Source organism: Mycobacterium sp. 852013-50091_SCH5140682 (genome assembly GCF_001665685.1).
Taxonomy (GTDB): domain Bacteria; phylum Actinomycetota; class Actinomycetes; order Mycobacteriales; family Mycobacteriaceae; genus Mycobacterium.
Map to the genome: position 1 here is coordinate 99185 of NZ_LZTB01000104.1, position 13901 is coordinate 113085.

A 13901-nucleotide genomic window follows, 5' to 3' on the forward strand; every position below is an offset into this window, starting at 1 on the left:
CCGAGAAGGGCGGTGCCGAACACTCAACCAAGTCGTCCGACACGCTTTATGAGAGGATCGGCGTATTGACGCACCGGCGTGACGAATCCGCTTGGCGCACAGCACACCGAACTCATTGGAGCCTTAGATGCGTGCCCGTCGAATACCTGAACCTCTTGTCGCCGCGGTCCTTGTGCTCGGCACTGTGCTGGCCACGCTGGCCGTCATCGGTGCGCTGTCGGGTGCCACCCGGTGGCCCACCGCAGCCGTGATCGGTGTCGGCGTCATCGTCGGCGTCGTGTTCGGCGTCGCGAGTTGGGCGGTCTCGGGCGGACGCTCGGCGGTGGTCGGACGCTTGGCTGTCGCCGTGGCGGTCGGTGCGGTGGTCGGTGAGCTCGCGGCCATGGTGGTGTTCGGCGGCTCGATCGACCGGGTGCTGGCCGAGCAGGCGTCGGCCGCGCCGACTGTCACCACGGCCGCTGCCGAGCTGGATCAGGCGCGGGCGGCCCGGAGCAAGCTCGATGACGCCGTCACGCAGGCGGCCCAGCGCCGGGACGAGGCGCTGGTGGTGGCGCGCTGCGAATTCAACCCGTCTCCGCAGTGCCCGCAGGTCCGCATCACCGGAGTGCCGGGCGCCGGCCCCGAGACCCGCACTGCCGACGACTTCCTCGCCGACACCCAGCGGGATCTGGATACCGCGGTCGCTGACCGGGACGGCCGGGCCGCCGGCTTGGACGCACAGATCTCGGCGGGGGAGCAGACGCTCGCGCAGGCCCGCGCGGCGGCGACGGCCGGCGGCGTGGGCGCGCGGTGGCTCGCGATGAACAGCTACACCTTCAGCCATCCGGGTGCGCTCGCGCTGCGGCTGTTGGTGGTCGGGTTCTTCGTGCTGCTGAGCGCGTTGCCGCTGATCCTGCGCTTGTGGCGAGGGGAGACGACGCCCGAGCGCGTCGACGATGCCCGCGCCGAACAGGAACGCGCCGAGCTCGACGCCGACACCGCGATCGCCGTCAAACGTGCTCAGGTGCGGGCGACCATCGACGAGATGTGGGCCGAGCAAGAGCTGACCCGCGCGCAACTGGCCATCGAGGCGCAGAACGAGATCGACCGCGAACAGCAGCGCCGCCGGGTCGTCGCGGCGCTCGACGCACCGATGCCCGAGCCGCTGCAGGCGCAGGTGCCCCCGCGGCCCGTCACGGCGCACCGGCCGGTCGAAGAGCCGCGGCCCGAGCTGATCGAGGCGACGCCCGCCGAGCCGGTCGCCGATCTGTACCTGCCGATCGCGGCTGCGGCCGAGGCCGCGAGCTTCGCGGCGCAGGACACCGAGGGCGACCACCTCCCGGTTCCGGCCCAGACGGGACAGCTGGACACCTCCGCTGAGGCGGTTCAGCCGAAGCGTGGCCCGGCACTTCCCGGTATTCCGAACATTCCCGTCATTCCCGATGTCACCAAGGCCGCGGTGCGCTGGCTGCGGCCGTTCGTGCCGCCGATCGTCGCCGGTGCCATCGACAACGCCACCAAGCCCATCCGGCAGGTCTTCGAGGAAACCGAGGAAATCCACCTCACCGTCAAACGCACGCACAAGGTCACCGTCGAGACCGAGGCGCAACCGGCCTCTGCGGCGACCCCGACAGCCGCCGCCGACCCCTTCGCCGAAGCCTGGCCCACGCACGTCCCGAGCGGGCGTATCGAATCCCAGCGGGGTTCGGCGCTCGGCGGCGGGCGCGAGCGCGGCCAGCTATCTGATTCGAGTGGCCCGCGGCAATTACCACCCGCGTAAGCCGCCTCGGAGACACATGCGCCCTCGGTGATGTAACTTCGATCGACACAGCGGCGCAGGGGCCCGCGCCGAGAGGGAAAGCGGTGGAGACGACACCCTTTGGCCACTATCAGCTGCGAAAGCTGATCGGCCGCGGCGGTATGGGCGAGGTCTACGAGGCCTTCGACACCAACACCGATCGCATCGTCGCGCTCAAAGTACTGCCCGCACACCTGGCGCAAGACGCCTCGTTCCAGGAGCGATTCCGCAAAGAATCGCACGCCGCGGCCGGCGTCAACGATCCGCATGTGGTGCCCATCCACGGCTTCGGCGAGATCGACGGCCGCCTGTATCTCGACATGCGTCTGATCGAGGGCCGCAACCTCGGGGCCATCCTGGCCAAGGCCGAGCAACCGGTGAAACCGGCGTTCGCGGTGAGCGTCGTCGAGCAGGTTGCCGATGCGCTCGACGCCGCTCATCACGCGGGCCTGATCCATCGGGACGTCAAACCGTCGAACATTCTCATCACCGACCACGACTTCGTGTATTTGATCGACTTCGGTCTGGCGCGCACGGCCGGCGAGGCGGGCATGACGACGGCAGGCAACACCCTGGGGACGCTGGCCTACATGGCGCCCGAGCGGTTCGACTCAGCGGGCAAGACCGATCCGCGGTCAGATATCTACGCGCTGGCATGTGTGCTCTATGAATGCCTGACGGGCGCGCGGCCCTATCCGGTCGACAGCCTTGAACAGCAGATCGCCGGGCACATGGTGCAGCCGGTGCCGCGGCCGTCGGCCATCGATCCCCGGCTCGCGGCGTTCGACGAGGTCATCGCCAAAGGCATGGCCAAGAAGCCGGCCAAGCGGTATCAGGCCGCGGGCGAGTTGGCGGCCGCCGCACGCCACGCGCTGAGCGTGCCGGTCCGTACCACGGGCCGCTCGGGGCGCCATTCGGCCCAGCGGGTCAAGGCGCGGCCAGGGGTCCGGTTGCCGCGAAAGCTACTGGCCATCGCGGCTGCGACGGTGGTGGTGGCTGCTGTGGGCGCGGTCGGGGTCTGGCAGTTGCGCGGCGGCAATCGGGGGCCCGGGCTGGCTGACACGTCGTCGGCCTCCGGTCGGGTGGCTGAGCCGTCAGGCGCGGTCCCGGCGATCGCCGCGACGGTGCCGCAGCAGATCCGCGACACCGGACGCCTGGTCATCGGCGTCAACGTGCCCTACGCACCACTCGAGTTCAAGAACTCCGGCGGTGACCTCATCGGCTTCGACGTCGACCTGATGAAAGCGATGACTCGAGTGCTCGGGTTGACGCCCGACTTCCGGGAGACGGGCTTCGACGGCGTGCTGCCCTCGGTGCGGGACGGCAATTTCAACGTCGGGATGGCGGCGATGACCGATACCGCCGAGCGTGAACGGCAGGCCGACTTCGTCACCTATCTGAACGCGGGCACCCTCTGGGCGCAGCGCACCGGGTCGAGCGTGGACCCGACGGCGGCGTGCGGTCTGCGGGTCGCGGTGAAGTACGGCACGATTCAGGACACCAAAGAGATCCCGGCCAAGAGCGACACCTGCGTGGCGGCCGGCCTCTCGCCGATTCAGAAGGTGCAGTTGACCCGCCAGGACGAGGTCACCGCCGCACTGGTCGCCGGGGACGCCGACGCGATGACGGCGGATTCGCCGGTGACGGGGTTCGCGATCAAGCTCAGCGGCGGGGCGCTGCAGCCCGCCGGTGAGGTCTTCGACTCCGCGCCGTACGGCTGGCCAGTGGCCAAGGGCTCCGCGCTCGCCGATTCGTTGCGGCAGGCCTTGGAGCAGCTCATCGCGACCGGCGAATACCGCACCATCGTGACCAAATGGGGCCTGGACAAGGGCATGATCGATCACCCGGTGATCAACGGCGCCCTGCACTGACGCTCAGAGTGAGTTGCGGCCGCCGATGGTCTTGGCCAGCTGGACGACCTGGTTGTCGGTGACGTCGGTGCCGCTGATCCGGACGTCGACGACGACGTTGTCGGCAACCAGAACCGCGCGCCGGTCGCCGTACCCCGGGTAATCCGGTCGCTCGTCGTGCGTCACGTCGACGCCGTCGACCCGCCCGGGCGCGGCCATGACGTATTGATAGGACTTGCTGCTGCCGCCATCGGTCATGGACAGCGTGTCGCCGGCGCACTGGCGCCACAGCCCGACCGTCTTCGCCGCGACGGCGCGGGCGGCGGCGGGGGTGTCGAACATCGCGACCGCCTGGTCGACTTCCAAACTGTCGGTGTCATCGGCGAACTGGGTTTCGCGGAAGTTCGTGTAACCGCTGCCCTGATACACCGAATCCATGGCGTTGCCGATGACGGGCACGCACTCGGGGCGCGACGCACGTTCGCCGGCGTCGAGCTTGGCGGGTTGGCGCAGCGCGGTCTTCGAGCGCAGGCCCGTGGTGCTCATGATGGTGTTGAGTTCGGATTCGCTGGCCAGCATGCTGCCCAGCACATCGACCTGCGGGGTGGCCACGTCGTGCACGGTGCGGGTGCACCCGGTCACCACCAGCAGTCCCGCCAGGGCCAGGGCAGCACCGGTTTTGCTCATCAGTTCACCTTTCGGGTCCGGTGCTGATCCTAATCCCGCATGGCGGCCGGTTCGCGCGGCAGTTTTTGGCGTCAGACCAGTTCGGTGGCCGGTGCCGACGGAGGCACGATGCCGCAGGCCGCGGCGAACTGGACCGGGTTGAGCCCGTCGGCGGAATTCATGTCGCAATTCCCGAAAGGTGGTGCCCCTTCGGGCAATCCACCGCCGAAGCCGCTGCCGTCGGTGTACTGGTGGGCGACCTTGCCGGGGTACGGCGGGTTACCGCCGTAACTGGCGATGATGAGCCGCAGGCCGGTCGGCTTGGTGCGCCACATGGCGTTGAGGTCGTAGATGTTGCCGTATCCGATGATCCGGGCCGGGCTTCCGGCGTAGTCCGCCAAGTTCCAGTACAGCTGGTTGATCCAGGAGGATCCGTCGCCGGTCGGGTTGCCGCCCTGTTCGACGTCCAGCATGAGGGCGACGCGGGGATGCAGCCCGCCATTGGCGTCGATCATTGACCGCACGGTGTCGGCATTGGCCCGCCAATTGGGGCGGCAGTAGGTGTAGACGATGCCGAACACCAATTTGCCGTCGTCGAGCGCCTTGCGCATCCAGGCGTAGTTGGCAGCGAAATTGTGGTCACGGTAGGTCCCGTCGCTGACCCGGATCGACAGCACCGCGTACGGATAGCTGTCGTCGACCACCCGCTGAAACTCCGAGACGTCGGCAAACAGGGTGTCGGTGACCGGCACAACGGCGGCCGTCAACTCTTCCTGCGGAGATTTGCGGCGGCGCGGATGCGTCGAGCGCGACTGCCGTTCGGCGGGCGACCGGCCCGAGACCATCTGTTTCGTAACTCCGCTCGTCATACTTCCGCCACTGTCCACGCAGCCCAAACCGGGCCGCTCCCACCAGGATAGGTCGGAAATCCGGACGGCGCACAAGGCCGGTCCGGCGGCGGAACGCCGCGGGGCTATGCCTTGGCTTCGGCCTGCCGGTTGGCGAACAGGAACTGGTACACGATGCCACCGAGAGCGCCGCCGATCAGCGGTGCCAGCCAGAACACCCACAGCTGCGCCGGGGCACCGTTGCCGTTGAAGAACGCGACTCCTGTAGAACGGGCCGGGTTGACCGACGTGTTGCTGATCGGAATCGACACGAGGTGAATGAGGGTGAGAGACAAGCCGATTGCCAGCGGACCGAACCCTTTCGGTGCCCTGTCGTCGGTCGCCCCGAGGATCACGATGAGGAAGAATGCGGTCAGCACGATCTCGGCGATCAGCACCGCTGCCAATGAGTAGTGGCCGGGGGAGTGGGCGCCGTAACCGTTGGCGGCCATGTTTCCGGTCGCGGTGAAACCCGGTTGGCCCTTGGCGATGACGAGAAGCAGCAGGCCCGCGATCAGGCCGCCGACGACCTGCGCGATCCAGTACCCGGGCAGGTCTTTCCACGGCAGCCGGCCGCCGACCGCCGCACCCAGGGTGACCGCGGGGTTGAAGTGACCCCCCGAGATGTGACCGACGGCGTACGCCATGGTCACGACGGTGAGCCCGAAAGCCAATGCGACGCCGAGGAATCCGATGCCCAGCTGGTAGACGTTGCTGCCGTCTTCATCCTGGGCGATCTGCTTGGCGGCGAAAATCGCGCTGCCGCAGCCACCGAAAACCAACCAGAACGTTCCGAAGAGTTCAGCCCCGAGTTTTGAGATAAGTGAACTGTTCACGTGCCGTCCCCCTGTTCAGCGAATGACCATTGACGAAAGGGTAAGGCCGCAAACGGAATTTCCGATGCGTGTTTATTGTTTCGTTGCCGTACGTTGACTTTGAATTTCGACTACGGTTCGTCGCCATCGGTGATTGCGTTGGGCGCCAATCCGTTTGCAGACATGAATTGCAACAACGCATTGATCGCGACCTTCGCCGCGGTCAACTGGGTGACCCGAGCCGACTTGGGATCGTTGAACGGTTCGAGCCGGTTGATCACTGCCGAGACCTGGCTTTCGAAGTCGGTGACCTGATACCAGAGTCGGCTGTCGTACCCGAGATCCAGTAGTTTGCGGGCATGCTCGGCGGCCACCCGCATCATGAGTTTGTCGAGATTCGGTGCGGTTTCAGCGGTTCCGTGCCCACTGGCCAAGGCCGCCGCCGTCGTCGCGGCGCCGGTGCCTGCCAGACCGCTCACCATCGCCAGCCCACCCACCATGCCGCCGGGACCGAAGGCGGCCAGTCCGCCCGCAACCGCGGCCGCGCCGAACGCACCGGCCGGGGCGGCCACGGCCAACCCGACCGGCCCTGCCGCGATCAGGGCCACACCCGCCGCGGCCGTGAGCACCCGGCCCCACGGCACCCCGCTCTTACCGCTGACAGCCGCCTGCACATCCTTGATCGCGGTGGCCACCGTCTTGCCGACGTCGCGGCGGAAGCCGAGCGCCTCGGCGATGTCCTCCAGCGCCTTGATCGGGGCGTCACCGGTGTCGATCTCGTAGGGCGTGACGCAGTTGGTCAGGGCCAGTACCACGAGTTCGCCGATGGCCTCGTGCAGTTCCCACCGGTGCGGCAGTGCAGGCAATTTGCCGGCGACCAGTTCCTGCAGTTCCGGGGCGAGCAGCTGCCCGCCGGCCGCCTGTTGTGCAACCTGGGCGGCCAGGTCGTCGCGCAGGATCTGCAGCGTCGCGCGATACCGGTCGGCCCGCTCGGAATCCTTGATGTGGCGCGCGACAGCCTCGCCGAAATGCTGCACCAGCAGTGCCGAGGCCTCGGCTTCGCTCATCCGCACCGCGATGTCGGTGCCGGTCGGGGCGGCCGGCTCGCCCGGCGGGTAGAGCGCGTCGGCGATGAGCCCGGCGACCGCCGGATCACCCAGATAGGTGTCGGCCTGGTGCCCGCGCACGGTCAGCATGAAGTCCTGCGCACCGGGAAACGTCGCCGCCAAACCTCTTCCGCCCGTGACGATGTCACGCACGTTGAGGAAGTTGGACCAGTCGTCGACGCGGGAGTAGGGAAACCGTTTGAGCAGCCGCTCGCTGCCCTCGTGCAGCGCGCGGATACCGGCCGGGCTGCCGATGGTGATGAACCGCCGCACATGCAACCGCTCGGGCAGGTGGTCGAGCAGGTCGATGGCGATGACGCTGCCGAGGCTGTGGCCGATCAGCACGACCTCGCCGTCGTCGGGCAGGGCATTGATGATGCGCAGCATGATGGCGGCGCGCAGCCCGTCATTGCCGATGTAGCGGCGAACCTGGTCTAGGTCGTACATGGACAGGTAGTCGACGACAGCGCCGGGCGCCGCGTTCCACACCGGGTCGGGGATCAGGTTGAACCCGTAGGTACGCACCCCGAACTCTTGGCGCAGCAAGCGCTGCACACGCGCCTGCCGGCGCTCGAAGTCGCGGCGGGCCAGGGCGTCATCCTTGGCCTTGGTGATGGCCGGCAGCTTGGCGGAGATGCCGTCGGTCTTGAGCAGGTCGGCGTAGCGCGGTGCCAGCACCTCGGCGCGGTCGACAGGGTCGAACCCGGCCTGGGTCAGGCCCCGGTTGAGGCCGTCGAGCCAGTCGTAGTCGCGGTTACCGTCTCCGATGCCGTGCAGGAAGACGACGTGCATTGTTCAGGTCCTGATCGCGGTGTCGTGTCGACACCACGTTAGTGATCGGTAGGCGGCGGCCGCTGGCTACGATCAACCGATTCCGGACGGCTGAGGAGAGCGATATGGCGCGGATGCACATGACGGGTCTGCTCGCGGCGGCTGCCGCAGCATGCGTGGTGCTGGCCGGCTGCGGCGGCCACGATTCCTCGGCCCCGGCCAGCTCGACGCCCGCGCCTGCCGGGCCGGAACGGGTTGTGCTGAAACCCGTTGACGCCAAAGGCAACCTCCAAAGCGGGTGGTCGCAGGACGAGAGCCATCGCGATACCCCCGTCGACTGCTGGGGCTCGTCACCGTACGACGTCGGCACCGGGATCCGGTGGTGCGGCGGCACCGCCGATTCGGGCGACGCCTGCTGGCCGACCCAGAACGCTACTGCGGTGCTGTGTCTGGTCGATCCGTTCAGCACCGCCCTGTATCTGCGGAACGCCACGGGATTGGGCGACCCGACCGAGCCACGCAGCGGTGACGCCGTCCCGATGGCGTTGGCGCTCGACGACGGGACCCAGTGCCGTGCCGTCATCGGCGGAGCCTGGGGCCAGCGCGGCGCCCCGGCCTACACCTGCGGCAAAGGGCCCGAGCTGATCGGGATCTGGGGGGCGTCGCCCGACGACGCCTCCGGAATTCACCGCGGCCCCGACGGCTGGACCGTCGAGGTCGGCACCGAGACCGGCACGCCGACCAAGCACACCGTCGCCAAGGCCTTTTACGTCGGCACGGCCTAGGCACCTTCTCGCGCGAGAGACATCAGGTAGGCGCCCACCCCTGGATCAGGTCCAACGACTCGCCGCGGCATTTAGCAGAAGCTTCCGGTGGCGCCACCGTAGGTGGCGATCTTGTAGTCGGTAGCAGCCAGGGAGAGGGTGAGTTCCCGGATTTGGCGGCGGATGGTGTCGCGATGTTCGAGCAGCATGTCGAGCCGTTCGGGCACGGTCTGGTCGCCGCCATCGACCAATGACATATAGTGCTGCAGATCGCGGATCGCCATGCCGGACAATCGCATCCGGGTGAGAAAGATGAGTCTGCGTACCGCCTCGGGTGAGTATCTGCGGCGACCGTTGCTGTCGCGGTCGACCTCGACCAGGCCGGCGCGTTCGTAGTAACGCAGTGTGTGCGCAGAGATGTCGAGGAGTTCGGCGACTGCGGCGATGGTCATCGGCTCACTGAGATCGCTGGTATCGGCAAGGCGGTGGATAACTTCGACCGACAGCGGGCCATCGATCTCGTCGAGAGAGGCGAGTGCTCTGCGCATCAGCTCATCACTGGACATACTCGATGTTAGATCGGACGAGCGGCAGGGGCGCTATCAGCGAAATCGGCGCTGCGGGCCAGCTGCGCCCATCGTTCGACCTCATCAAGACCGCGCTGGTAGGCCGCGGTGAGCCGCTCAACAGCCTCAGCGCCCAGCGGTAGCCGCAGTGGCACGTCCGCGGAATGAGCAAAGGACACGATGATCTCTGCAGCCTTGGCCGGGTCACCTTCCTGGATGCCATCAGCCCCAGCCATGTCGGCCCTAACCTCATCGAGGATGTCGCGATACGGTGTCGAGACCTCGGTGAAGTCGAGCACGTCTGCGGCATTGAACGCGGTCCGAAACCGGCTCGGCTCGACCAGCATCACCCGAACACCGAACGGCGCCACCTCGCCCGCCAGAGCTTCCGACCAGCCCTCCAACGCAAACTTCGACGCCGAGTAGGTGGAGACCCCGGCGAAGGACATCCTGCCGCCTTGGCTACTCATCTGCACGATCGTCCCGCTGCGCTGTTCCCGCATGACGGGCAGCGCTGCGCGGACCAAGGCCGCAGGACCGAATAGATGCAAGTCCATCAGGTCACGTAGCTGGGCGTCAGAGACCTCCTCGGCGGCACCGACGACGGCGCGTCCCGCGTTGTTGACCAAAACGTCCAGGCGCCCGAACCGCTGCACCGCCGCATTGACCAAGCCACCGGCCTCGTCGGTGCTGCGGGCGTCGAACTGAACACACGCCAGGCGGTCTCGGTGGGCAGACACAAAATCGGCCATATCGTCGGGATTGCGCACTGCGGCAACGACACTGTCGCCCACGGCAAGAGCTGCCTGCGTGAGCGCCTGCCCCAACCCCTTCGAGGCGCCGGTGATGATCCAGATCTGCGGTGGTGACGATGCGGTCATGATTGTGACCCTAGGAATTCGAGCGCACTCGAACGCAACCCGCTCACGTGAGCCAGAATTTGACCTGTCTTCAATCTCTAGAAGCGAGACAGGGCGGCAAACTGCCACGTATTCATCGTCTGGGATTCGCGTTCAAGATCAGCGTCGCGCGCCGCGGTCCCGCCGATCATCGACCGGTAGCGGTCCGACGGCTACCGATTTGTCACCGTCAGCGAACTACTCACCCACCGCACAGCCGGTGCATCCGCTGCCTAACTCCGGTCCATTCACCGCAAGACAGAATGTGATTGATCCTGTTTCTCTCGAAACGAGACAGCGTCGACATCAGATCGGATCTGATCTCTGGTCATCAAACTTAAATCGCTTTTCTGTTCCCGCACGGTTCATTAGCCTTACGCGCCATGACTGAGCAGTGTCTTTTTTGCGGCATCGTGTCCGGCACCGTTCCCAGCACGAAAGTCGCCGAGGACGACACGACGTATGCATTCATGGACATCCACCCCGGTTCCGACGGCCATCTGCTGGTCATACCCAAACGACACAGCCAAGACCTGCTCGATATCCCAACCAACGACCTCGCCGCAGTCACACTCACCGCACAGCGGCTGGCCAAAGCCGTGGTCAACGAGCTCGGCGCAGACGGTGTGAACCTGTTGAATTGCTGTGGCGCTGACGCATGGCAGACGGTGTTTCACTTTCACCTTCATGTGATCCCGCGCTACACCAATGCGACCAAGGATCGACTCACACTTCCCTGGACGCCCGGGGTCCGTGGGGACAACTCCACGATCACCTCTTTAGGTGAACGGATCTATCGTGCCGCGAACTGATCCCAACACGTCGTAGCACCGTTAGCGCGACACAGCAGAGCATCAAGGGGGACAAGAGGGTGATCGGTCTTGTTTCGGTAGATACGAGACGAGGTGCTTGAAGCCATGGCCTCGGCGATTCGTTGGGTTGATTGGCCCTCGCAGAGGTGGGATGTCAGCGCTCCGGAGGCCCTGGATGTTCGATTTGTTCCCGCAGAATGTCGCCGTGGCCGGCGTGACGCGCGAAGTCTTCGATCGCGAGCAGATAGATAAATCGTAGATTGACGTTGCCGAGGTGGGGGTGTGCTCTGATGTCGTCGAGGTCGAATTTGGCGGCGATAACGCGGGAACGCTCGCTGGCGATTTCGAATTCGGCGATCACGTCGGCCACGGTTTCTCCGTCGTCGACAATGAAGCTGGTGTCACCAGCTGTCGTGCCACCCCCGCATGCGTTCTTGGGCGCTCCGCCCAGGATGTGCTGAAACCAGATGCGTTCAGCGACGGCGGCGTGCTTGAGCAATCCGATCGGCGTGGTCATCGACGCGACGCAGCGCCGTCGGGCATCTGCATCTGAGAGTCCGCGCACCGTGTTGACTAGTTCGGCTCGGTTGCGGTCGAGGGCGCTCTCCAGTAGCCGGCGTTCAGTCCCGGTAGTGGTTTGTGGTATCGACCATGTTGTCACTGTCGGCTCCATTCTGGTGGGTCGAAACATCTAAAATCTCTTGTTGTGCTTGTCATTTCAGCTACTGGTTTCGCACGGCATACCAGTCAAAGACTTTCAGCCCGCAAAGCGCGCACCGAACGAGAGAAGCCATCAGGCGAGAACGTGTGAGCGAGCGCGGAACGGCTTGATTGCGTTGGGCTAGCTGACCGGCAATTCGGGCGACGACCTACTTGTCTGAACTACGGACAATGGCGTGCTTGGCCCAAGCGATGTATCTCACGCTACCAGTTCGCCACCAGCTGCCGGTCTCGATCGGCGCGAGGCGCTCACCTGGGTGAGACAAAATCTGAGCCGTCCCGATTCTCTAGAAACGAGACGCCGGGGTCGCATCGCTACGATGGTGTCGACGCGACTGGCGCAGGTGGGACACCACCAGGAAGCAAAACTCGGAAGCATCGAACGCCTGGGTGCTCCTCTGATTGAGGAGACGTCTGTGAGCGCTGACGTTATCGATGGCATCGCTGTTGCAAACCGAATCCTTTCCGACATTGCTGTCCGTGCCACACAGTTCGCCGAGATCGCGGGCCGAAAGCCGTGCCTCGCGACCGTCCTGGTGGGCGATGACCCCGCTTCACACACCTACGTGCGGATGAAGACCAACCGATGCCGAACCGTCGGCCTGGACTCACAAGCACATCGGCTCCCCGGGACCGCCGCTACCGCGGACGTGGTTGCACTCGTGGCGAGGCTCGCAACAGACAACACCGTGGACGGCATCTTGGTTCAGCACCCCATGCCGCGCCAGGTCGATGAACGGCAGGTATTCGAGGCGATCACTCCCACCAAGGACGTCGACGGCGTGACGGGCGCATCATTCGCGGCAATGGCATTGGGAGACAAGGGTTTCGCCTCCTGCACTCCCAGGGGCATCATTCACCTACTCGACGCCTATGGCGTCGACCCCGCCGGGCAACGCGCCGTCGTAGTCGGCCGCAGTCCCATCCTCGGTAAACCGGTCGGGATGCTGCTTCTAGCGCGCCACGCCACGGTGACCTACTGCCACTCCAAAACCATCGATCTCGCCAGCGTCGTGAGTGAGGCCGATATCGTCGTCGCCGCAGTCGGTCGGCCCGAACTCATCAAGGGCAACTGGATCAAGTCCGGCGCCGTCGTCATCGACGCCGGCTACAACCCCGGCAACATCGGCGACGTCGAGTACACAGCGGCCGCCCAACGTGCCCGACTCATCACCCCCGTTCCCGGCGGCGTAGGGCCGACCACTATTGCGGTCCTGCTCGCCCAGACCGTGGAGGCTGCAGAGTCCATTCATCTCGTCGAGTAGAAGGCCCGTCATCCGAGACAGGATCTGATCGACCTCGAATCTCGAGATATGAGACCCCCACAAAGAAGTCGCTGCCTGGCTCGCGGTGGGTCACACTTCGGGGATGGACGGCGAAGCTGTCTTCATTGGAGGGCGGTCCCGTGTCGGCAAGATCAGCGTCGGGTTCGATTTTCATGTCCAACTGAGCGCTGCTGGTATCTCGCACTGCCTAATTGACGGCGAGAACCTTGCAGCGATGTGGGGGAACTATCGCGCACTCGGGCAGTTGCGGTGTGGTGCGATTCGAGATCGGCTCCCGTGTGTCACCCTAGTTTGATGGTGGAGGTGTTGATCGCCGAGCCCGGCGAACTCAGCGGGATTCAGCTTTCCGCCGCGGAAATGTTGGTGCGGAGCGCATTTGGGGCCAGTTTCCGATCTCACGATTGGTTGCACGCTGCCGACGGCGTGCACGTGGTCGTTACCGATGATCGGTGCCTCGTAGCCTTCGCCGCCGTCGTCGCGAGAACCCTGCACCACAATGGCACTGCCTTCAACACTGGCTACGTCGAAGGGGTCGCAGTTCGCGACGATCAGCAGGGCCGCGGGCTGGGCCGAGTCGTTATGGACCATGCCGAGACCATTATCCACACACGCCATCAGCTCGGTGCCCTTAATGCTGTGGAGACGGCCGCCGACTTCTACGCCAGCCGAGGCTGGCAGCCCTGGTCCGGACACACCCAAGCCGTCGGCCCTGCAGGCGTCATCAATACCTACGACCCCGCCGACCGGATTTACCTTCTGAACCCCAGCGATCCGGACCACACATTCAACAGCGAAACCGCCCTGATTTGTGACTGGCGAGCCGGAGATCTTTGGTAGATCCATCACGCCGCATGAGACAGGATCTGACCGACCTCGAATCTCTAAACACGAGACACCGGACATCGGTGGGGCGGCGTCGCCGGGGACTTCGACATACTTGCCTGATGGTGGTGGGGGGTTGGGATTCGACGCGGTGGCACTG

The 13901-nt window shown here is 65.6% G+C and carries 13 protein-coding genes and 1 riboswitch; of the genes, 6 read left to right on the plus strand and 7 right to left on the minus strand.

Going from position 1 to position 13901, the window contains the following annotated elements; translation table 11 throughout:
* Nucleotides 1–127 precede the first annotated feature (127 nt).
* On the plus strand, nucleotides 128–1759 hold the full coding sequence (locus A5784_RS39365; RefSeq protein WP_082945100.1) for a DUF4407 domain-containing protein: 1632 nt from the start codon (nucleotides 128–130) through the stop codon (nucleotides 1757–1759).
* Nucleotides 1760–1842: 83 nt separating this feature from the next.
* Nucleotides 1843–3648: a serine/threonine protein kinase StpK7 gene (stpK7, locus tag A5784_RS27340; RefSeq protein WP_064947996.1), complete on the plus strand. Its 1806-nt coding sequence runs from the start codon at nucleotides 1843–1845 to the stop codon at nucleotides 3646–3648.
* A gap of 3 nt (nucleotides 3649–3651) precedes the next feature.
* On the opposite strand, the gene A5784_RS27345 is transcribed toward stpK7, so the two are convergent.
* The 4 genes from A5784_RS27345 to A5784_RS27360 form a co-directional block, all read right to left on the minus strand.
* On the minus strand, nucleotides 3652–4314 hold the full coding sequence (locus tag A5784_RS27345; RefSeq protein WP_064947997.1) for a sensor domain-containing protein: 663 nt from the start codon (nucleotides 4312–4314) through the stop codon (nucleotides 3652–3654).
* A gap of 71 nt (nucleotides 4315–4385) precedes the next feature.
* Entirely contained in the window at nucleotides 4386–5060 is a 675-nt protein-coding gene (locus tag A5784_RS27350) for a glycoside hydrolase family 25 domain-containing protein (protein WP_082945114.1), read from the minus strand.
* A 206-nt stretch (nucleotides 5061–5266) separates the two neighbouring features.
* Nucleotides 5267–6016, minus strand: coding sequence for an aquaporin Z (gene aqpZ, locus A5784_RS27355; protein ID WP_064947998.1), 750 nt, complete (start codon nucleotides 6014–6016; stop codon nucleotides 5267–5269).
* 110 nt (nucleotides 6017–6126) lie between these two features.
* Nucleotides 6127–7893, minus strand: coding sequence for an alpha/beta fold hydrolase (locus A5784_RS27360; protein WP_064947999.1), 1767 nt, complete (start codon nucleotides 7891–7893; stop codon nucleotides 6127–6129).
* Nucleotides 7894–7997: 104 nt separating this feature from the next.
* Here A5784_RS27360 and A5784_RS27365 point away from each other — a divergent pair, with 104 nt between their 5' ends.
* Nucleotides 7998–8657, plus strand: coding sequence for a hypothetical protein (locus tag A5784_RS27365; RefSeq protein WP_064948000.1), 660 nt, complete (start codon nucleotides 7998–8000; stop codon nucleotides 8655–8657).
* 71 nt (nucleotides 8658–8728) lie between these two features.
* On the opposite strand, the gene A5784_RS27370 is transcribed toward A5784_RS27365, so the two are convergent.
* Nucleotides 8729–9202 (minus strand): MerR family transcriptional regulator, encoded by a 474-nt coding sequence (locus A5784_RS27370; RefSeq protein WP_064948001.1) that lies wholly within the window; start codon nucleotides 9200–9202, stop codon nucleotides 8729–8731.
* Between the two features lie 8 nt (nucleotides 9203–9210).
* Nucleotides 9211–10083 (minus strand): SDR family oxidoreductase, encoded by an 873-nt coding sequence (locus A5784_RS27375; RefSeq protein WP_064948002.1) that lies wholly within the window; start codon nucleotides 10081–10083, stop codon nucleotides 9211–9213.
* Nucleotides 10084–10484: 401 nt separating this feature from the next.
* On the opposite strand from A5784_RS27375, the gene A5784_RS27380 reads away from it, so the two are divergent.
* A complete protein-coding gene (locus tag A5784_RS27380) occupies nucleotides 10485–10913 on the plus strand; it encodes an HIT family protein (protein ID WP_064948003.1) in 429 nt (142 codons plus the stop codon).
* Between the two features lie 154 nt (nucleotides 10914–11067).
* Here the strand turns inward: A5784_RS27380 and A5784_RS27385 are convergent, their stop codons facing one another.
* On the minus strand, nucleotides 11068–11559 hold the full coding sequence (locus tag A5784_RS27385; RefSeq protein WP_353651924.1) for a DinB family protein: 492 nt from the start codon (nucleotides 11557–11559) through the stop codon (nucleotides 11068–11070).
* A 395-nt stretch (nucleotides 11560–11954) separates the two neighbouring features.
* Nucleotides 11955–12032, plus strand: a riboswitch (ZMP/ZTP riboswitch).
* Between the two features lie 17 nt (nucleotides 12033–12049).
* Here A5784_RS27385 and A5784_RS27390 point away from each other — a divergent pair.
* Entirely contained in the window at nucleotides 12050–12898 is an 849-nt protein-coding gene (locus A5784_RS27390) for a bifunctional 5,10-methylenetetrahydrofolate dehydrogenase/5,10-methenyltetrahydrofolate cyclohydrolase (RefSeq protein ID WP_064948062.1), read from the plus strand.
* Nucleotides 12899–13213: 315 nt separating this feature from the next.
* Nucleotides 13214–13756, plus strand: a complete 543-nt coding sequence (locus A5784_RS27395) for a GNAT family N-acetyltransferase (RefSeq protein WP_064948005.1) — start codon at nucleotides 13214–13216, stop codon at nucleotides 13754–13756.
* Nucleotides 13757–13901: the final 145 nt, after the last annotated feature.